The organism is Pseudomonas sp. O230 (assembly GCF_045447035.1).
In the GTDB taxonomy this organism is placed as follows: domain Bacteria; phylum Pseudomonadota; class Gammaproteobacteria; order Pseudomonadales; family Pseudomonadaceae; genus Aquipseudomonas.
In genome coordinates this window covers 360856-379206 of record NZ_JBJGXN010000006.1, presented here as the reverse complement: position 1 = coordinate 379206, position 18351 = coordinate 360856, and the positions used below count along the sequence as shown (strand labels likewise).

Genomic DNA, 18351 nt, shown 5'->3' with positions numbered 1-18351 from the left:
TCGCTGGCAGGCCAGCTCCCACAGGTTTTGTGGTGAGAGATAAATGATGTACGGCCTTGAAGACTTGCTGCACCTGATGAACCGTCTGCGCGACCCGCAGTTCGGCTGCCCGTGGGACATCAAGCAAACCTACGCGACCATCGTCCCGCACACCCTTGAGGAAGCCTACGAAGTCGCCGACGCGATCGAGCGTGGCGACTTCGATCACTTGCAGGGTGAACTGGGCGATTTGCTGTTCCAGGTGGTTTATTACAGCCAGTTGGCCCGGGAAGAAGGGCGCTTCGAATTTGCCGGCGTCATCGACAGCATCACCCGCAAGCTGATCCGTCGTCATCCCCACGTGTTTCCCAGCGGCGATCTGTACGCGCCGCTGGATGTTCCGCGTTTGAGTGAAGAACAGGTCAAGCAGCGCTGGGAAGAGATCAAGGCTGAGGAGCGCGCCGAGAGGGCATCCGCGCCCGAGCAGTTGTCGCTGCTCGATGACGTGCCCGCCGCATTGCCGGCGTTGTCTCGCTCAGCCAAATTGCAAAAGCGCGCAGGGCAGGTCGGTTTCGACTGGCCGGACGCGTTGCCGGTGCTGGACAAGGTCCGCGAAGAGCTCGATGAAGTGCTCGAAGCCATGGCCGATAACGATTCGGCAGCGATTGCCGATGAAGTCGGTGACTTGCTGTTTTCCGTGGTCAATCTGGCGCGTCATTTAAAGGTTGATCCGGAAACGGCCCTGCGCGGTGCCAACAGCAAGTTCGAAAGACGCTTCCGTTTTATCGAACAGGCATTGCGCGACACCCACCGTCCCATAGAAGATTGCACCCTCGAAGAGTTGGACGTCCTGTGGGGCGAAGCCAAACGTCAGGAAAAGAATTTGCCCAGCTGCGGTTGAGCAGTGGCCTAAGTGAGAAATAAGCACCATGAGCATTTCCCTTCGCGACCAGTTGCTCAAAGCAGGGCTGGTCAACCAAAAGCAGGCCAAACAGGTCGGCAAAGAGAAACAGAAACAGCAGCGTCTGGTCCATAAAGGCCAGATCGAACAGGACGATACCCAGCAGCGCCTGGCGCAGGAAGCACTGGCCGAGAAGGTCAAGCGTGACCAGGAACTGAACCGTCAGCAGCAAGAGAAGGCCGAGGCCAAGGCCCGCGCCGCGCAGGTCAAGCAATTGATCGAAGTCTCGCGCCTGCCGAAGCTGACCACCGAGGACTACTACAACTTCGTTGACGACAAGAAGGTCAAGCGCCTGTCCGTCAACGCGCTGATGCGCAACAAGCTCAGCAACGGTTCGCTGGCGATCGTGCACCATGCCGGCGGCTACGAGGTGATCCCGCGTGAGGCGGCCCTGAAAATTCAGGAGCGCGATCCGCAGCGCATCGTTCAGTTGAACGTGCAGACTGAAGAAGCGGCGGCTGAAGACGATCCGTACGCGGCCTATCAGATTCCTGACGATCTGATGTGGTAAGCGGTTAACGGCTGCCACAACGACAAACCCCGCTCATGGCGGGGTTTGTCGTTTTCAATGCTGTCGTTGCTCAGGCGGACCGGAGCTCTCGTTGCTGCTCCAGTTTTTCCAGTTCGGCCTTGTAGCCGTGGGCGTCGGTTTCGGAGTGGAACATCCCGACCAACATGCCTTGTTGGTGCACGTCCCAGATCCGGGTACCGGCGGCTACGCCTTCGTGGGATTTATGTGAATCGTCGCGTTCAGTTACTTTTACAGTCATCTGCTGGCTCCAATCTCTGTGATATCTGCAGCAAGGCGTGTGCAGGACTCCGTTATATATTTTGATAGCTTGCTAAGTAAACGACAGAGTTTGCCAACGGTTTTTTGCAAAAATGGAGAAAGTCCTGCAGGCCGCGGAATACGCGGCATTCGGTCGCAGGGTGCTTAGTTTCATGACAAAAGCTTCATGTTCGCGATGGCTCGAACACCGCAAAACCTGTGGGAGCTGGCTTGCCAGCGATGGCGTCGACATGGCAAAAATTTATGTTGCCTGACACTCCGTTATCGCTGGCAAGCCAGCTCCCACAGGTTTTGTGCATTGTCTGACCACTTGTTTCAGACACAAAAAAACGCCCCGAACCAGTCGGGGCGTTTTTGTGTGCTGCGTAGGCGGGGTATTACTTACCCTGCCAGCGCTTCAGTACCAGGGTCGCATTGGTGCCACCGAAGCCGAAGCTGTTGCTCATCACGGTGTTGATGGTGGCGTTTTCGCGGGTCTTGGTCAGGATCGGCATGTCAGCCACTGCCGGGTCCAGCTCGTCGATGTTGGCAGAGCCGGCGATGAAGTTGCCTTCCATCATCAGCAGGCAATAGATCGCTTCATGAACGCCGGCGGCGCCCAGGGAGTGACCGGACAAGCTCTTGGTAGAGCTGATGGCCGGAGCCTTGTCACCGAATACCGCACGCACGCCTTCCATTTCCTTGGCGTCGCCGACCGGGGTCGAGGTGCCGTGGGTGTTCAGGTAGTCGATTGGGGTATCCACGGTGGACATGGCCATCTGCATGCAACGGATGGCGCCTTCGCCGCTTGGGGCAACCATGTCGTAGCCGTCGGAGGTCGCGCCGTAGCCAACGATTTCCGCGTAGATTTTCGCGCCGCGAGCCAGAGCGTGTTCCAGCTCCTCGACCACCACCATGCCGCCACCGCCGGCGATGACGAAACCGTCACGTTTGGCGTCGTAGGCGCGGGAGGCCTTTTCCGGGGTTTCGTTGTACTGGGTGGACAGGGCGCCCATGGCGTCGAACAGGAACGACTGGCTCCAATGCTCTTCTTCACCGCCGCCGGCAAACACGATGTCTTGCTTGCCCAGCTGGATCTGTTCGACCGCAGTACCGATGCAGTGAGCACTGGTGGCGCAGGCGGAAGAGATCGAGTAGTTCACGCCCTTGATCTGGAACGGCGTGGCCAGGCAGGCGGAAACGGTGCTGCCCATGGTCCGCGTCACGCGGTAAGGACCAACGCGCTTCACGCCTTTCTCGCGCAGGATGTCCAGCGCTTCCATCTGGTTCAGCGTGGAGGCGCCACCGGAACCGGCGATCAGGCCGGTACGCGGGTTGGAGACTTGCTCATCGGTCAGACCGGAGTCGGCGATGGCGTCTTTCATGGCCAGGTAGGCGTAAGCCGCCGCGTGGCCGACGAAGCGATAGATCTTGCGATCAATCAGCTCTTCGAGGGGAAGGTCAATGGAGCCGGAAACCTGGCTACGCAGACCCATTTCGGCATATTCCGGGTTGAACCGGATGCCAGGGCGGCTTGCACGCAGGTTAGCGGAGACGGTCTCTTTGTCATTGCCCAGGCACGAAACGATGCCCAGACCAGTGATAACGACGCGGCGCATGCGGATAACCCTTAGAAGTTGTCAGTGGAGGTGAAAACGCCGACCCGGAGGCCTTCGGCGGTGTAGATCTCGCGGCCGTCGACGCTGACCGAACCATCGGCGATCGCCAGGTTCAGCTTGCCCTTCAGCACGCGCTTGATCTGAATGTTATACGTAACTTTTTTGGCGGTCGGCAGGACCTGACCGAAGAACTTCACTTCGCCCGAACCCAGCGCGCGACCGCGGCCCGGCAGGCCTTGCCAGCCCAGGAAGAAGCCGACCAGTTGCCACATGGCGTCGAGGCCCAGGCAGCCCGGCATCACCGGGTCACCTTCGAAGTGACAGGCGAAAAACCACAGGTCCGGAGTGATATCCAGCTCGGCGACCAATTCACCTTTGCCGTACTTGCCACCCTCGGCACTGATATGGGTGATGCGATCCACCATCAGCATGTTCGGGGCGGGCAGTTGTGCGTTACCTGGGCCGAACAGCTCACCGCGACTGCAGCGCAGCAGGTCTTCCCGAGTAAAGGCGTTTTGTTGGGTCATGCGAGCTCCTCAATAGTCCCATGCGGCAGGTGGGGCAAATCTTCCCGGCCGATCGAAGCATTTATGCCTCGAGTCTGCAGCCTACTCATAGACTATTGCGTTGTGGTGAAAGTCACAGCACCAAGGACATGAATGTACACTTGTGCACTGAAATTTTTATTCAAGCCCCTTTTCGGGCCTGTTCGGGTGCCTAAGACTGCCGCACTTTCGCCTTTCACGCCAGTCGCAGATGGTCGAAAGGCCTGCACTACTGCACCCAGCGCTGCAGAATTTGCTGCAGATCAGTGCGTTTGAAGGGCTTGGCCAGGTAATCGTTCATTCCCGCCGTTAGACAGGCTTCGCGGTCGCCCTGCAGGGCATTGGCAGTCAGCGCGATGATCGGCAGGTCGATGCAGCCGGGCAGTTGGCGGATCTGGCGGGTGGCCTCGTAGCCGTCGATGATTGGCAGTCGGCAGTCCATCAGAATCGCTTCGAAAATCAGACTTTCGGCACTTCGCACCGCTTGCGCGCCGTCCGTGGCGACGCTGACAGTAAAGCCCAGACTGCGCAACATTGCTTCGATCACGGTCTGGTTGACCGGGTTGTCTTCGACCAGCAATACATTGCGTCCTTCACCATCGCCGCTGCCGGTCGGTGTGCGCGGTGCCAGTACCGGGAGCTTCTGTTTATACAGCGCCAACGGGATTTCCAGGGTGAACACCGAGCCGCGACCTTCTTCACTCTGGGCGCGCAAGGTCCCGCCCATGCGTTCTGCCAGGGTGCGGGCAATCGGCAGGCCCAACCCGGTGCCGCCGTAACGCCTTGAAATAGAGCTGTCAGCCTGCTGGAACGCGTTGAACATCAACTCCAGGCTTTCGGCCGAGATGCCAATCCCGCTGTCACGCACGGTGCAGGTGAACCACAACAGTTCGTGATCCAGCGACTGCCACTGCGGTTCGATGCTGACGCGACCCTGCTCGGTGAATTTCAGCGCATTGCCCACCAGGTTCACCAGTATTTGCCGGATCCGCGTCGGGTCGCCCTGCACTTGCAACGCACGCATGTCCTCGGGAATCAGCAACGCCAGGTCGAGTCCGCGTTGCAGCGCGCTGTGCGAGAACGATTGGGCGCAACTGCTGATCAGGTCCGTGAGGTTGAACGGGATGTGCTCCAGTTCCAGCTCCGAACGTTCGATGCGCGAGAAGTCGAGAATGTCATTGATGACTTTGAGCAGGTGTTCGGTGGACTCCGAGGCCAGCGCCGCGTACTCGACCTGCTCCTCGGTCATCTCGGTAGTTTCCAGCAGTTGCAGCATGCCCAGCACGCCATTCATCGGCGTGCGCAATTCATGGCTCATCATCGCCAGGAAATCCGATTTGGCGTTGTTGGCCTTTTCCGCTTCTTCGCGCGTCTGGATCAACTGCGCCATGGCCTGGTGCTGCTCGCGGCTAGCCTGTTCGAGACCGCTGGCGAGGTTGTTGATGTGCTGCGACAGCGCGCCGAGTTCGGTGTCGTCGACAATCGGCAGCGGCGTTTTGTAGTCGCCGCTCTGAATCGCCTTGACCGCGTTGCCGATATCGCGGATCGGCTGCGACAGACTGCCGGCCAGGCGTCGGGCGATCAGGAAGGTAAACAGCAAGGCAAACAGCGCCAGGATGCCGGCCTTGAGGAGGATTTCCTGTTGGCGCTTGTTGAAGGCGTCATTCGACAAACCGACGATGACCCGACCCAGATAATCCTCGCTGGGGACGGTGATGGCGGCTTTACTGCCCTGGAAGAAATCATTGTGCAACGCGATGCGTTGCAAACGCACCGGCGACTGGAACACTTCAACCTGTTGCGAGCGGGTGTGGGTTTCCGAGGGGTGCTCGACGTACAACAGAATCCGGTTGGCGCTGTCCTGTACTTCCAGAAAGCGCACATTGGGCGTCGCCAGGGTGGCTTTGAGCAAACTTTCAAGCACCTCGTTGTTGCCGGAAATCACCCCGTATTCGGCGGCCGGTGCCAGTTGGTTGGCGATCAGTTGACCGGTGTGGTTGAGCTCCTGACGCAGGTCCTGGATCCGCACGAAGGTGAAAAAGCTGATCAGCAGCAAGGTCAGCAGCAGGGCAGGGCCGAGGCTGATGATCTGGGTTCGCGTGTTGATGTCCCAACGACGATGGAAAGTCACGGGCGGCGTTCTCCTTCGGCCAACTGTGTTGCGACCAACGCTTCATTGATCTGTTCAATGCCTAATGAACGAGTCACTTGCGGGTTATTCAAGACTTTGAAGCGATCGGCGTAGTGCGTGCGCGGCCACATGGCCGGTGGCTGGTCGAGCAGGTCGTCGAGAATCGCCAGCCAGTCGCTTTGATCGCTGTAGGTGCTGGCCAGGCTTCCGGCCTTGACGAACCCGGCGTTGGGCCCGATCAGCGCGGTTTGCCGTGCGTAGCTGCTGAGCAGCAGGTTTTTCGCGGTTTTGGGGTTGTACAGATCGGGATCGTCGAGGCCCAGCAGCACGTCACTGTTTTTCAGCAGCGTCTGCAGCGGTCGGCTGTCATGGGTGTTGTCCCAGCGCTCAGTGACGATTTCGAAGCCCAAAGGCCTGGCGATTTCGCGCAGTTCGTCCAAGAGAAATTCGCTGTGGCTGTCGTAAAGCACCCCGACCCGTTTGACCTGAGGCAAAAGGATTCGAGTCAGGCGTAATTGCCGTTCCAGCGGTGGATCGCTCCACAGCAGACTCAAATGTGCCGGCAAGGTCGCCCCCAGGCGTTGACGGGCTTGCAGGCGGCTGATGCGCAGCACCAGCGTCGCCGGGCCTCGGGCGTCTTGCAGGCGCCAGTCGAGGCTCGGCAGATCGAGCAGGATCAACCGCGTGCCGATGGGTAGCTTGTCCGGTGCCGGCAGATTGGCCAGTGGTTGAAAGCGAACGGTGTCGGCGGGGCGCAAGTCGCTCAGGGCCTTGGCGAAAGACTGCATGCCCGCGCTATCGTCGGCACCGGCCAGCAGAATCTCGGCAGCGCTGGCCGAGTGACTACCCAGCCACCCGGCAAACACCAGGCACAACCCGGCCAACAGGCGGCCAGGGTTTGGCATCTTCCGCGATAGAGAACGCAGCATCTAGAACGCCAGCTCCGCACTGAAGTAGAGCACTCGCCGCTGGTCGTAGCGGTTGTCGATGAACGTCGTGGGTTGGTTGTCGAGGCGCTGCGCAAGCACGCCTGCCAGTTCCAGACTGGCCTTGCCCAGGCCAAGGTGTTTGGCGATGCGCGTGTCGACGCGCTCAAAGCGATAGCCGTTCAACGCGTCGTCACCATAGTAGAAGAGCGCGCTGTTCCACCCGTGGCCCCAATCGCGCAGCCAGCCGGCGGAGCCGCTGTTGCGCGCGGTCTGTTGCGCATCCAGCGGATTGCTCGCCTCGGCATCGACGTAGGCGTACGTCAGGCGCAAGCGGTCGGCACTGCTCAGGTGCCAGTCGAGCTGGGTTTCCGTGCCGGTGAAGCGCGAGCTGTTGGCGTTGCTGGCGATGTACTGATTGTTGCGCAGCGGCTCGCTGATCATGCCGGTGATTTCGTCGTGAAACACCTTCACGTCCAGCGCCAGTCCCCACTCGGCGAAGAAACCGTTGTAACCCAGTTCTCTTGAGCGCATGTGTTCTTGCTCAAGGTTACCCGGACCGCGGGTCCTGACGAAGTAACGGGCGCTGTTCTGGCCATAGGCGGCGGGTTGCAGGTTGGTCACCCGGTAACTCCAGTTGACGTTGTTCTCGAACATGTCCGGCGAGCGGATGGCTTCCGAGTACACCGCACGCAAACCGTGGCGAGGCGTGATCAGGTAGTTGACCGCCACTCGCGGCGTCAGCGAGCTGCCGATCAATTGCGTGTCTTCGAACATCGCACCGCCCTGTAGCAACCAGTGTTCGCTGGCGCGCCATTCGAGCTGGCCGAACGCACGCCACGTCGTGTCGTCGAGTGTGCCATTGAAGTAGGTCTCGGAGTCTGCCCGGTCGTAACGATAGTTCAGGCCGCTGACCAGTCGCAGACTGTCGGACAGGCTGAGGGTGTCTTGCAGTTCGAGGTCGTAGCGCGATTCTCGGGTGCTCTGGTCGATGTCGCCGCACAGGGTTTGTCCGGCGCCCTTGCGCCACTGGTCGAGCACTTTATTGGCCAAGGCTTGTTCTGCCGGCGTGCCGGACGGAGCGCCGGGGACGACGTAGCGCTCGATGTTGCGCGCCAGACGCTCGGTGTAATTCGGATTGAGCTGCCAGAGCTCGGTCAGTTCAGGGCTGAACGAGACCTCGGCGTCGCAGGCGCGCCAAGTCTGCTGACGATCCCAGTGCTGGGCCGAGCCCTGGATATAAAGGCTGTGATCAGGATTTATATCGAGGTTCCAGCGCAGAGAGCCGGCATAGTCCTTGGCCACAACGTCGGAATTGTTCCCGGCGGCGGTAATCCCCGAGAACACCGGGCGGTAGGTATAAGGCCGCTGGTTGCTGCCGTCCTTGGCATTCAATTGCCAGTCGAGGCTTTGCTGTTCGTTGAGCGTCTGGCTGACGGCGAGGTTGAAGCGGTTCAAGCGGCGGCTGTCGCGGTAATCGGCGCCCTTGCGGTCCGAGTCAAAGCCGTCGTCCTGCTGGCCGGACAGCGACAGACGCAGGTCGCCACCGTCCCAACCCACCCCCTGACTGGCGTAAAAGTCATCGATGCCGCGCTGGCCACGGGTGACTTTCATTCGCGTGCCGTGGCTGTCGGCCGGGTTGCGGGTGATGATGTTGACCACCGCCATCAACGCGTTAGCGCCATAGCTGACGGTGTTCGGACCACGGAAAACTTCGATGCGCTCGATGTCTTCCATGGCCACCGGAATGTCGCTCCAGTCGACCGTGGCCAGGCCGGCGCGGTACACCGAGCGGCCGTCGATCAGCACCTGCATGCGCCGCGCTTCGCTGGCGTTGGTGCCGTGATAGTTCACCACCGGCTGATTGCCGCTGATGTTGCCGACCATCATTCCCGGCACCAGTCGCAGCAATTCGCTGATGTCCCGGGCGCCACTGGCATTGATCAGTTCGCTGTCGATCACCGTCATGCTGCCCGGAACCGCTGCCGGCGACTGTTTAAGACGCGTAGCCGTCAGCACTTGCGGCAGCGACTCGTTGTCGAGAAACAGGTCGTCAGCCAGCAATGGGGGGCTGAAGATCAGCGCCAGAACCAGCGGCGAGCGAGGTGCGGCAGGGCCAAACGACACAACACATCCTTGATAGCGATTAGGTGCCGCGCATGTTAACCGAGCGGGTCGACTTTTTCAGTCACGATGCCGGCATTTTCCTCGGTTTTATCAGTCTTCTTTCTACAAGTGCCGGTAATTGACACGAGGGCTGGCCGCCACTGGGCCGCTCCGTATAATGCCGACATCGCCACTGGTATGGATTAACGGATTGCATATGACTGAACAGCGCCCAATTGCGGTCCTGGGAGGCGGAAGTTTTGGTACCGCCGTGGCTAATCTGCTGGCCGAGAATGGGCATCAGGTCCGACAGTGGATGCGTGACCCCGAACAGGCCGAGGCCATTCGGGTCAATCGCGAGAATCCGCGTTACCTCAAGGGCATCAAGATTCTGCCAGGCGTGGAGGCGGTCACTGACCTGCAAGCCACGCTGGACGCCTGCGACCTGTGTTTTGTCGCGTTGCCTTCCAGCGCACTGCGCTCGGTGCTGGTGCCGCACGCCGATCGCTTGAGCGGCAAGTTGCTGGTGAGTCTGACCAAAGGCATCGAAGCCCACACCTTTAAACTGATGAGCGAGATCCTCGAAGAAATCGCCCCGCAAGCGCGCATCGGCGTGCTGTCCGGACCGAATCTGGCCCGTGAAATCGCCGAGCACGCGCTGACCGCCACGGTCGTCGCCAGCGAGGACGAAGAACTCTGTCAGCGGGTTCAGGAAGCGTTGCACGGGCGCACCTTTCGCGTGTACGCCAGCGCCGACCGCTTCGGCGTGGAGTTGGGCGGGGCGCTGAAAAACGTCTACGCGATCATCGCCGGCATGGCCGTGGCGTTGGGCATGGGTGAAAACACCAAGAGCATGCTGATCACCCGCGCGCTGGCGGAAATGACCCGCTTCGCAGTGAATCAGGGTGCCAACCCGATGACGTTCCTGGGACTGGCGGGGGTGGGGGATTTGATCGTCACCTGTTCGTCGCCGAAAAGCCGCAACTACCAGGTCGGCTTCGCCCTCGGTCAGGGCTTGAGCCTGGAAGACGCGGTGACGCGCCTGGGCGAAGTGGCCGAAGGCGTCAACACCCTCAAGGTGCTCAAGGCCAAAGCTCAAGAGGTGGGCGTGTATATGCCGCTGGTCGCCGGGCTGCACGCGATCCTGTTCGAAGGGCGCACGCTGAACCAGGTGATTGAGCTGCTGATGCGTGGTGAACCGAAAACCGACGTCGACTTTATTTCCACCAGTGGTTTCAACTGATCACGCTTTCCAGAAAAGCAGGGAGTTGCACATGAACGATCCGAAAACAGAAGCCAAGTACGAATCCATCCTGCTGCGGGTGTTGTGGATGATCGTCTTCCTGCTGGTCTGGCAGGTGGCGCAGTTCATCCTCGGCGCCGTGGTGCTGGTGCAACTGATCTATCGTTTGATCTATGGCGCCCCGAGCGCCAGCCTGATGAATTTCGGCGACAGCCTGAGCCAGTTCCTGGCGCAGATCGGTCGTTTCGGCACGTTTCACAGCGACCAGAAACCGTGGCCGTTCGCCGACTGGCCGACGCCGCGTACGCCGGAAGGTGAAGCGCCCCACGTCGTGGCGCCTGCCCCGCATCCGGTCCGAGATGAGGAACCCAAGCTATGAAACTCTGGGTATTGCGTCATGGCGAAGCCGAGCCTTTCGGCTCGCGTCCGGACCCCGAGCGGGCACTGACCGCCCACGGTCGTGAAGAGGCACTGCGCAGTGCGGCCGAGCTGATCGGTCAGCCGATTACGGCCATCTATGCCAGTCCGTATCTGCGAGCGCAGCAGACGGCGGAACTGGTGCGGGAAGCACTGGGTTTCCAGCCGGACATCCGCACCGTCGAATGGCTGACCCCCGACAACCGCCCGCAAGCGGTGGCAGAGCAATTGGTGTCGGTCGATTACGCGTTGTTGGTGAGCCATAACCCGCTGGTGGGCAATCTGCTGGGTTACCTGCAACACGGCCATGTACAACAACCGGAAGCGGTGAAAACCGCCGGCCTTGCCGAGCTGGAAGGCGATTTGCCGCTGGCCGGGGCGATGAAGCTCAACGGCATCAAGCACCCGTAGCCTCAGGTGCCCTCGGTCAACTGTGGGAGCGTGGCTTGCCCGCGATGATATCTACTCGGTTTCCCTGATACACCGCGGTGCCTGCATCGCGGGCAAGCCACGCTCCCACAGGGGCGGTGGCGTTACTGATTTTTTGTAATGAAATAGTCAACCAAGCAACCGCTTGGTTGACTACGCTTGCTCCAGATCAAAAATAAAGGAGCGAGTCGCATGTCTGCTGCTTTTCGTTTGCCGCTGGACGCCTTCTATGAGCGCGAAGCCCGTCATCCCCGCCAGCGCTTCCTGGTTCAGCCCACGGGCGGCGGCCAGGTCGAAACCCTGACCTGGGAGGACGTCGGTCATCAGGCCCGGTGCGCCGCGCACTGGCTACGCGCCCGCGAACTGCCGCAAGGCAGCCACATCGCCCTGATCTCGAAAAACTGCGCGCACTGGATCATCGCTGACCTCGCAATCTGGATGGCCGGGCATGTGTCGGTGCCGTTGTACCCGAACCTCACCGCCGACTCCGTGGCGCAAGTACTCGAACATTCCGAAGCAGCGCTGGTCTTCATCGGCAAACTCGACGACTGGCCGGGCATGGCCCGCGGGGTCAACCCCGACCTGCCGACCATCAGCCTGCCACTGCATCCACCTGGCACCTTCGATTTCAGCTGGGCCGACCTGCAAACCTGCTCGCCGATCCAGGACAATCCCCAACCGACCGCCGATAAACTGGCGACCATCATTTACACCTCCGGCACCACCGGCATGCCCAAGGGCGTGATGCACAGCTTCGGCAACCTGGGGTTTGCCACCACCCGCGGCTCGCAGTTGTTCGGCCTCAATGAGTCGGATCGATTGTTGTCCTATCTGCCGCTGTGCCACGTCGCCGAGCGTATGTTCGTCGAACTGGCGTCGATCTATACCGGGCAAACCGTGTTTTTTGCCGAGAGCCTCGACACCTTTCTCACCGATTTGCAGCGTGCGCGGCCGACGGCGCTGTTTGGCGTGCCGCGTATCTGGACCAAATTCCAGATGGGCGTGTACGGCAAGATCCCGGCCAAACGCCTCGACTTCCTGCTCGGCCTGCCCTTCATCGGTAAGCGGGTAGGGCACAAAGTGCTCGCCGGGCTGGGGCTGGACGCTTTGCGCGTCGCCTTGTCCGGCGCCGCGCCGGTGCCGCAGACGTTGTTGCTGTGGTACCGCAAACTTGGGCTGGACGTGCTGGAGGTCTACGGCATGACCGAAAGCTGCGGTTACTCCCACATCGGCCGGCCCGGCGACAACAAACCGGGCTGGATTGGCCAGCCTTGCCCGGAGGTTGAAGTGCGGATCGCCGAATCGGGCGAGGTCATGGTGCGCAGTGGCGCAACCATGCTCGGCTATTTCAAGGAGCCGGAAAAGACCGCCGATACCATCACCGAGGACGGCTTCCTGCGCACCGGTGACAAGGGCGAACAGGACGCCGAAGGCTATTTGCGCCTGACCGGGCGCCTGAAGGAAATCTTCAAGACCAGCAAAGGCAAGTACGTGGCGCCGGCGCCGATCGAAAATCGTTTGGCGATACATTCACGCATCGAACAAGTCTGCGTGGTCGGCGATGGGTTGAGCGCGCCGCTGGGGTTGTGCGTGCTCTCGGCGGTCGGGCAGCAGGACGCCGGTGGAACCGCGCGTGCAGGCCTGCATTCAAGCCTGGAAAAACTTCTTGAGGAGGTCAACGGCGCCCTCGATAAACATGAGCGCCTGCGCCGGCTCGTGGTCGTCAAAGACAGCTGGGCCGTAGAAAACGGCTTCCTGACACCGACCCTGAAGATCAAGCGCAATGTGATCGAAGCGGCTTATGGGGCCCGGTTCGAAGAATGGAGCGAGCGCAGCGAAGCGGTGCTGTGGCAGGATTGAGTCACGAATAAAACCAACAAAGGATGTGTGCAATGAGTTTGTGGCGTACCACCCCCAACATCGAGCAGTTGAACGCAATCCAGAAAAACACCATCGGCGAAGTGCTGGATATCCGCTTCGAAGCCTTCGACGAAGCCTCGCTGACGGCGAGCATGGTCATCGATCATCGCACTCACCAGCCTTATGGTTTGCTGCATGGCGGTGCTTCGGTGGTGTTGGCCGAAACGGTCGGCTCCATGGCCAGTTATCTGTGCATCGATGCCAGCAAATTTTACTGCGTGGGCCTTGAGATCAACGCCAACCATTTGCGCGGGTTGCGCAGCGGACGGGTGACGGCGGTGGCCAAGGCGATTCACATCGGGCGCACGACGCATGTCTGGGACATTCGGCTGACCAGCGATGAGGGCAAGGCCAGTTGTGTGTCGCGGTTGACCATGGCGGTGGTGCCGTTGGGGGAGAATCCACCGGTGCGCTGAACCGGCTGTTCAGGCATGGGCAGAGCCGCGACGGGTTAAGGTCATGGGCAAGTCCCCCATAGTGGGCAGCTCCGGGTGATAGCTCTGGGGCGCAGAAGTAGCCCACTCGCGGTTTGGCGGAGAGAAACGGTCCAGTCTGAAATCACTGTCGTCAAATCTGAACAACATGGCGGTGCCGCGTTGCACATGTTGCCCCAGGTAGGTGCGGGCTACTGTGGGCGTGGCCATGGTCGCCATGGTGCCCATCTGCACATTGGGGTTTGCGATAGCGCTTGTCAGCGGACTGGACAGGAATGTTAACGAAGCGGTTAATCCTGACCCGGCCGTACGGGTAAACCACCCGTACATCACCTCCCAAAACCGTGGCATGGAAAATTCGTTGGTGCCCGATACAAAAGTGCCTCCCAGTAGTGAGTTGATGGCGGTGATGGACGCACCGTCGAGGCCTTCGAAGCCGGCGCTGATGAGCACGCCGGCCCAGGCTGGCATCTCTGCGCGACTTGTTCCGCCCGCAAACAGTAACGCTCCATAAACTGGCGTACGAAGGGCCATCGCCAGTCCGGAGGGGGCAAGCGTGACTCTGGGGCCGAGTTCTGGGGAAATTCGCTGCCCTGTTTCTCGTGTCAGATTCCCGGGCACACTGGTGACGATGCTGAGCGCGACAACGTTCAGTGCTTCAGGGTTGCTCAAATACGCATGGATTGGCGCCGCTGCTCCCGTGGCCGCGCCCAAAAAAGCGCCGATGCCCGCTCCAATTCTTTGTGCGGTGCGACTGTTGCTGTATCGGGAAACGATGTTGCTGCCCGCACCCATGCCCATTGATCCTCCGACCAACGCACCGACGCCGGTGCCTGCGACGGTTAAAGCCAAATTGGCGGTGGCGTCTACGGTCTGAGCGTCCGGATCATCGGAGGTGTTTGTGGCTAACTGCATCAGCCCTTGTGCTGCTCCGTATCGAATAAGCCCGCCCGCCAACGCGCTCAAGCCGTCGCGGCCGATAGAGGCGCTGGCAGCGCTGAAAACCTCACCCGCAGTGATCAACCCTTGCAAGTCGACATGTCCGATGGGATTGCCATGCACCATTGCAAACAAATTCAACCCGTCCGCCGTACCCAACGGGTCGGCACTTAACCACCGCTGGCACCACGGCACGTAGTACCGAAATCCGTAGTAATACAACCCGGTTGCATCCCGCTCCTGACCCGAATAACGAATGGTTTTATAACTCGCCTCCAGCGTGTTTCGCCAGGCCCACCAGCACGTTCCTCCGTACGGGTAGTAACGTTCCGATGTGATCAGTCTGGCTTCTTCATCCAGTTCTACGGTGCTGGAGTTCAAGTGATCGGTGAAGCTGTAGCGATGCTGGTCCTGAGGGATGCCCGACGCCGGTTTTTGTTCCCAATGCAGTACCTGCAGCGTCCCGCGCCCGGCCTTGATCGTGATGACGTGGAGGATCTCGTCTGCCGATGTGCGAATGTCCAGGTCCGGCAGGTAGCGGGTTTCGTGGGTGCGGGTCAACGTGCCGGTGTAGGTCTGGCGGATCTTTCGCAGGCGTTGGCCGCTGCCGTCGTAGAGGTAAATCTCGGTGTCGTCGGGCTCGTCCTCACGCACCACCCGATCGACCTGGCGCAACTGGTTGCGCAGATTCCAAAGCAAGTCTTGTCCCGGTTGAAGGGTCATTCGGTTGCCGTTCACGTCGTATCCGGCAGCAATGTCGTTGTCGTTGGGCAGCTTGCCATCGGTTCTTTCGGGCAGGCTGCGATTGCTGGAAGCGGCGATGGCTGTGCGTTCGGTGCGGTTGCCACTGTCCGCGAGGTGTTGCATGAGCTCCAGGTTGCCGGCCACATCGTAGGTGTAAATACGCGTGTAATTTTCCAGTTGCCCTGGGTCGGATGCAGATTGAAAGGCCGGTAATTGCGGCCCACTGGCGGCATTGCGAAGCTGTCGGCCGCTGGCGGCTATCAGTCGGTAGAGGCTGTCATAACGGTAGCGATGGGTGGGGTCGATTCGCTGATTGCGGTGAAAGCGAGTCGGGGCGGCGGTGTCGCTCAGGCCCGTGATATTGCCGACCGCATCGTATTCGTAAGTCAGGTCCTGAAGCCCGGAGTGATTTGACACGTAAGTCTTCAGGTGTTCCAGCCGCCCATCCTCCGGGCGAAATGTCGCACATGAAATGACGCCGTTTCCCGCGCGTTGCCGTTTGACCTGTCCAAAGGCGTTGTACTGGATTTCACTGACCAGGGTTTTTTCCTGGGGCTGTCCGGCAAGTGTCAGGTGGACTGCCTTCAACTCTGCAGCACGGGTCTGAATGAATCTCTGAACGTTACCTTTTGCATCGGTCTGCCTGATGGGTTCGCCCACCGCGTTGCAGTGGAGGCGGGTGATCAAAGGTTCAGCTTCCAGATAACCATCGCATTCGCTCTCCGTCGCGGGCCAATCCACGGACCATTGCGGATCTTCGACAAAGGTACGGCTGTGTTCCAGTGGGGTGCCGCCAAGGCCGAATGTGATGTATTGCAAGGTGCCGGCGGTGTCGTCCTGCCGAATCAATTGGCCACGCCGGTTAAGGCTTTCATCGGCGCTGGCGGCAGCGTAGGAAAACCTTGCGATGCAGTGTTCCGCGTCACCGTGGGCGTGCTCGAATGAAGCGATCGGCCGGCGCTGTCCGTCGTAGTGCACGCGGTTATGGCTGAGTTTCTGATCCCATCCTTCGACGCTTTGTCCATCCTCGCCGGGCAAACCCAGGCGCCAGCCGGCATCGCTGTTTTCCGATAACAACAGCGTCCCTGACAGGCTGAACACGCTGATTTGATTGGCGGCGCTCTGGCCTGCCTGGTGTAAAAGAAACAACCGTGGGTCGCGACTCAACACCGCCCGCCCGACAACATTGTGTACCTGCTGGGTGATGCAGCTTTCAGCTGCGCAGTAATCGCGGCGGTGATAGGCCACAGCACGCACGCCCAGCCCGCGAGAGTCGATCACTGCAATGGCGGGCGTGTTGGCGTGGGTCATGACAGGCGTTGCCCGAGGCTTGGCGAAAGTGCTCTTATCCGCGTCATGAGGATTGCCTGTCAACTGTCAGAAATAACAGGTCGGGCCCACCGGGCCGCTCATAGCCACGGCACGACTGTCATCATTCCTGGCAGTTACGGTCATTGCGGTTCCCGGTGGGCTTGCGGACAATCGGGTTCTGTTTTTCGTTGATGGAACGACCGGTATGCCGCAGCAGATATTTTTCGCCCACGCCAATGGTTTCCCCTCGGGAACCTACGGCAAGCTGTTCGCGGCGTTGGCGCCTGAGTATCAGGTTGCCCATTTGCAGCAGCATGCCCATGACCCGCGTTTTCCGGCGGATGATAACTGGCACAACCTGGTGGACGAGCTGATTCATCACCTCAAGCAACAGGCAGAACCGGTGTGGGGTGTCGGCCACTCCTTCGGTGGCGTGCTGCACCTGCATGCGGCGTTGCGCTGTCCCGAGCTCTATCGCGGCGTGGTGATGCTCGATTCGCCAGTGCTGACCCGTGCCGATCAATGGGTGATCCGCGCCGCCAAGCGTTTCGGTTTTATCGACCGCCTGACGCCGGCCGGCCGCACACTGGGGCGGCGCGAAGAGTTCGCCGATATCGAGAGTGCCCGCCGTTATTTTGCTGGCAAAACCCTGTTTCGCGGTTTCGATCCGGAATGTTTCGACGCTTACCTGCAACACGGTTTGCACAAAGTCGGCGACAAACTGCGCCTGCGTTTCGACCCCGCCACGGAAATCAGTATCTACCGGGGCGTACCGCACACCAGCCCCGGTCGCGCAGGGCAACTGAAAGTGCCGCTGGCGGTGGTGCGTGGGCACAAAAGCCGCGTGGTGATGCGTCATCACGCCAGTTCCGTCGGGCGCATGCCGTTGGGCGAATCCCTGACTATGCCCGGCGGCCACATGTTTCCCCTCGAACGTCCCCAGGACACCGCCACGCTGCTGAAAAACCTGTTCAGCCGCTGGGACGCTCGCCATCTGCAGGATTGCGCATGAGCCATGCCGTCGAGGAAGTTCGCCTGAGCCTGCCGCACATAGAGCTGGCAGCGCACCTGTTCGGCCCCGAGGACGGTTTGCCGGTCATTGCCTTGCACGGCTGGCTGGATAACGCCAACAGCTTTGCCCGCTTGGCACCGAAGCTCAAAGGGTTGCGCATCATCGCGCTGGACATGGCCGGTCACGGTCATTCCGGGCATCGCCCGGCAGGTGCCGGTTACGCGATGTGGGACTACGCCCATGACGTGCTGCAAGTCGCCGAACAGCTTGGCTTGAAGCGTTTTGCGCTGATGGGACACTCCATGGGCGCAATCGCTTCGTTGATCATTGCCGGGTCGCTACCGGAGCGGATCACGCACCTGGCCTTGATCGACGGCATCATTCCTCCTACAGACAAAGGCGAAAATGCCGCCGAGCGCATGGGCATGGCCCTGCAAGCGCAACTGGACCTGCGGGAGAAACGCAAGCCGGTCTACAACACCCTTGATCGCGCCATCGAAGCGCGCATGAAAGGCCTGGTGGCGGTCAGTCGCGAAGCCGCCGAATTACTGGCGCAACGCGGCTTGATGCCGGTGCCGGGCGGTTACACCTGGCGCACCGATAACCGACTGACGCTGCCATCGCCGCTGCGTCTTACCACCGAGCAAGCGATGGCCTTCGTCCAGCGCGTCAGTTGTCCTGCGCTGCTGGTCGTCGCGGCCGACGGCATGCTCGCCAAACATCCCGAGTTGCTGGAGCGTCTACCCTTTAGCCGTGAACAGCTGCCTGGCGGTCATCATTTGCACCTGAATGACGAACCCGGCGCCGACCTTGTCGCAGACTGTTTCAATCGGTTCTTCGCCGTTCCTTGACTTGCGCCGGGCAAC

General features: G+C 60.5%; 16 protein-coding genes. 9 read left to right on the top strand and 7 right to left on the bottom strand.

Annotation, left to right across the window (positions count from 1 at the left end):
* Window positions 1-46: 46 nt before the first annotated feature.
* On the top strand, window positions 47-880 hold the full coding sequence (gene mazG, locus ACI77H_RS15385; RefSeq protein WP_407012718.1) for a nucleoside triphosphate pyrophosphohydrolase: 834 nt from the start codon (window positions 47-49) through the stop codon (window positions 878-880).
* A gap of 28 nt (window positions 881-908) precedes the next feature.
* Window positions 909-1451 carry a DUF2058 domain-containing protein gene (locus tag ACI77H_RS15380; RefSeq protein WP_008041629.1) on the top strand — a complete coding sequence of 181 codons (543 nt, stop codon included), beginning with the start codon at window positions 909-911 and terminating at the stop codon, window positions 1449-1451.
* A gap of 70 nt (window positions 1452-1521) precedes the next feature.
* Here the strand turns inward: ACI77H_RS15380 and ACI77H_RS15375 are convergent, their stop codons facing one another.
* The 6 genes from ACI77H_RS15375 to ACI77H_RS15350 form a co-directional block, all read right to left on the bottom strand.
* Window positions 1522-1710 (bottom strand): hypothetical protein, encoded by a 189-nt coding sequence (locus ACI77H_RS15375; protein WP_407012629.1) that lies wholly within the window; start codon window positions 1708-1710, stop codon window positions 1522-1524.
* A gap of 397 nt (window positions 1711-2107) precedes the next feature.
* Window positions 2108-3328: a beta-ketoacyl-ACP synthase I gene (fabB, locus tag ACI77H_RS15370; RefSeq protein WP_407012628.1), complete on the bottom strand. Its 1221-nt coding sequence runs from the start codon at window positions 3326-3328 to the stop codon at window positions 2108-2110.
* A gap of 11 nt (window positions 3329-3339) precedes the next feature.
* Window positions 3340-3855 carry a 3-hydroxyacyl-[acyl-carrier-protein] dehydratase FabA gene (fabA, locus tag ACI77H_RS15365; RefSeq protein WP_008148022.1) on the bottom strand — a complete coding sequence of 172 codons (516 nt, stop codon included), beginning with the start codon at window positions 3853-3855 and terminating at the stop codon, window positions 3340-3342.
* 247 nt (window positions 3856-4102) lie between these two features.
* On the bottom strand, window positions 4103-6004 hold the full coding sequence (locus tag ACI77H_RS15360) for an ATP-binding protein (RefSeq protein ID WP_407012627.1): 1902 nt from the start codon (window positions 6002-6004) through the stop codon (window positions 4103-4105).
* Window positions 6001-6933 (bottom strand): ABC transporter substrate-binding protein, encoded by a 933-nt coding sequence (locus ACI77H_RS15355; protein ID WP_407012626.1) that lies wholly within the window; start codon window positions 6931-6933, stop codon window positions 6001-6003. The genes ACI77H_RS15360 and ACI77H_RS15355 overlap by 4 nt, the downstream gene beginning before the upstream one ends.
* Window positions 6934-9057 (bottom strand): TonB-dependent receptor plug domain-containing protein, encoded by a 2124-nt coding sequence (locus tag ACI77H_RS15350; protein WP_407012625.1) that lies wholly within the window; start codon window positions 9055-9057, stop codon window positions 6934-6936.
* 196 nt (window positions 9058-9253) lie between these two features.
* Here ACI77H_RS15350 and ACI77H_RS15345 point away from each other — a divergent pair, with 196 nt between their 5' ends.
* The 5 genes from ACI77H_RS15345 to ACI77H_RS15325 all read left to right on the top strand — a co-directional run bounded on the left by ACI77H_RS15345 (window position 9254) and on the right by ACI77H_RS15325 (window position 13461).
* Window positions 9254-10279 (top strand): NAD(P)H-dependent glycerol-3-phosphate dehydrogenase, encoded by a 1026-nt coding sequence (locus ACI77H_RS15345; protein ID WP_407012624.1) that lies wholly within the window; start codon window positions 9254-9256, stop codon window positions 10277-10279.
* 31 nt (window positions 10280-10310) lie between these two features.
* Window positions 10311-10658, top strand: coding sequence for a DUF4389 domain-containing protein (locus tag ACI77H_RS15340; RefSeq protein WP_407012623.1), 348 nt, complete (start codon window positions 10311-10313; stop codon window positions 10656-10658).
* Window positions 10655-11107: a phosphohistidine phosphatase SixA gene (sixA, locus tag ACI77H_RS15335; protein WP_407012622.1), complete on the top strand. Its 453-nt coding sequence runs from the start codon at window positions 10655-10657 to the stop codon at window positions 11105-11107. The genes ACI77H_RS15340 and sixA overlap by 4 nt, the downstream gene beginning before the upstream one ends.
* Window positions 11108-11317: 210 nt before the next feature.
* Complete coding sequence (locus ACI77H_RS15330; RefSeq protein WP_407012621.1) at window positions 11318-12985, top strand: AMP-binding protein; 1668 nt, start codon at window positions 11318-11320, stop codon at window positions 12983-12985.
* Window positions 12986-13017: 32 nt separating this feature from the next.
* Window positions 13018-13461 (top strand): hotdog fold thioesterase, encoded by a 444-nt coding sequence (locus ACI77H_RS15325; protein ID WP_407012620.1) that lies wholly within the window; start codon window positions 13018-13020, stop codon window positions 13459-13461.
* Between the two features lie 9 nt (window positions 13462-13470).
* Here the strand turns inward: ACI77H_RS15325 and ACI77H_RS15320 are convergent, their stop codons facing one another.
* Complete coding sequence (locus tag ACI77H_RS15320; RefSeq protein ID WP_407012619.1) at window positions 13471-16473, bottom strand: RHS repeat-associated core domain-containing protein; 3003 nt, start codon at window positions 16471-16473, stop codon at window positions 13471-13473.
* Window positions 16474-16678: 205 nt separating this feature from the next.
* Between ACI77H_RS15320 and ACI77H_RS15315 the strand changes: the two genes are divergently transcribed.
* Both ACI77H_RS15315 and ACI77H_RS15310 read left to right on the top strand, forming a co-directional pair.
* Window positions 16679-17485 (top strand): alpha/beta fold hydrolase, encoded by an 807-nt coding sequence (locus tag ACI77H_RS15315; protein WP_407012618.1) that lies wholly within the window; start codon window positions 16679-16681, stop codon window positions 17483-17485.
* Window positions 17482-18336: an alpha/beta hydrolase gene (locus ACI77H_RS15310; protein ID WP_407012617.1), complete on the top strand. Its 855-nt coding sequence runs from the start codon at window positions 17482-17484 to the stop codon at window positions 18334-18336. The genes ACI77H_RS15315 and ACI77H_RS15310 overlap by 4 nt, the downstream gene beginning before the upstream one ends.
* The last annotated feature ends 15 nt before the right edge of the window (window positions 18337-18351 follow it).

Bases quoted from the DNA above. Each gene is read 5' to 3' on its own strand.
- ACI77H_RS15340 (WP_407012623.1), top strand. From the start codon at position 10,311: ATGAACGATCCGAAAACAGAAGCCAAGTACGAATCCATCCTGCTGCGG.
- fabB (WP_407012628.1), bottom strand. From the start codon at position 3,328: ATGCGCCGCGTCGTTATCACTGGTCTGGGCATCGTTTCGTGCCTGGGC.
- ACI77H_RS15380 (WP_008041629.1), top strand. From the start codon at position 909: ATGAGCATTTCCCTTCGCGACCAGTTGCTCAAAGCAGGGCTGGTCAAC.
- mazG (WP_407012718.1), top strand. From the start codon at position 47: ATGTACGGCCTTGAAGACTTGCTGCACCTGATGAACCGTCTGCGCGAC.
- ACI77H_RS15320 (WP_407012619.1), bottom strand. From the start codon at position 16,473: ATGACCCACGCCAACACGCCCGCCATTGCAGTGATCGACTCTCGCGGG.
- fabA (WP_008148022.1), bottom strand. From the start codon at position 3,855: ATGACCCAACAAAACGCCTTTACTCGGGAAGACCTGCTGCGCTGCAGT.
- ACI77H_RS15310 (WP_407012617.1), top strand. From the start codon at position 17,482: ATGAGCCATGCCGTCGAGGAAGTTCGCCTGAGCCTGCCGCACATAGAG.
- ACI77H_RS15330 (WP_407012621.1), top strand. From the start codon at position 11,318: ATGTCTGCTGCTTTTCGTTTGCCGCTGGACGCCTTCTATGAGCGCGAA.
- sixA (WP_407012622.1), top strand. From the start codon at position 10,655: ATGAAACTCTGGGTATTGCGTCATGGCGAAGCCGAGCCTTTCGGCTCG.
- ACI77H_RS15345 (WP_407012624.1), top strand. From the start codon at position 9,254: ATGACTGAACAGCGCCCAATTGCGGTCCTGGGAGGCGGAAGTTTTGGT.
- ACI77H_RS15325 (WP_407012620.1), top strand. From the start codon at position 13,018: ATGAGTTTGTGGCGTACCACCCCCAACATCGAGCAGTTGAACGCAATC.
- ACI77H_RS15355 (WP_407012626.1), bottom strand. From the start codon at position 6,933: ATGCTGCGTTCTCTATCGCGGAAGATGCCAAACCCTGGCCGCCTGTTG.
- ACI77H_RS15375 (WP_407012629.1), bottom strand. From the start codon at position 1,710: ATGACTGTAAAAGTAACTGAACGCGACGATTCACATAAATCCCACGAA.
- ACI77H_RS15315 (WP_407012618.1), top strand. From the start codon at position 16,679: ATGCCGCAGCAGATATTTTTCGCCCACGCCAATGGTTTCCCCTCGGGA.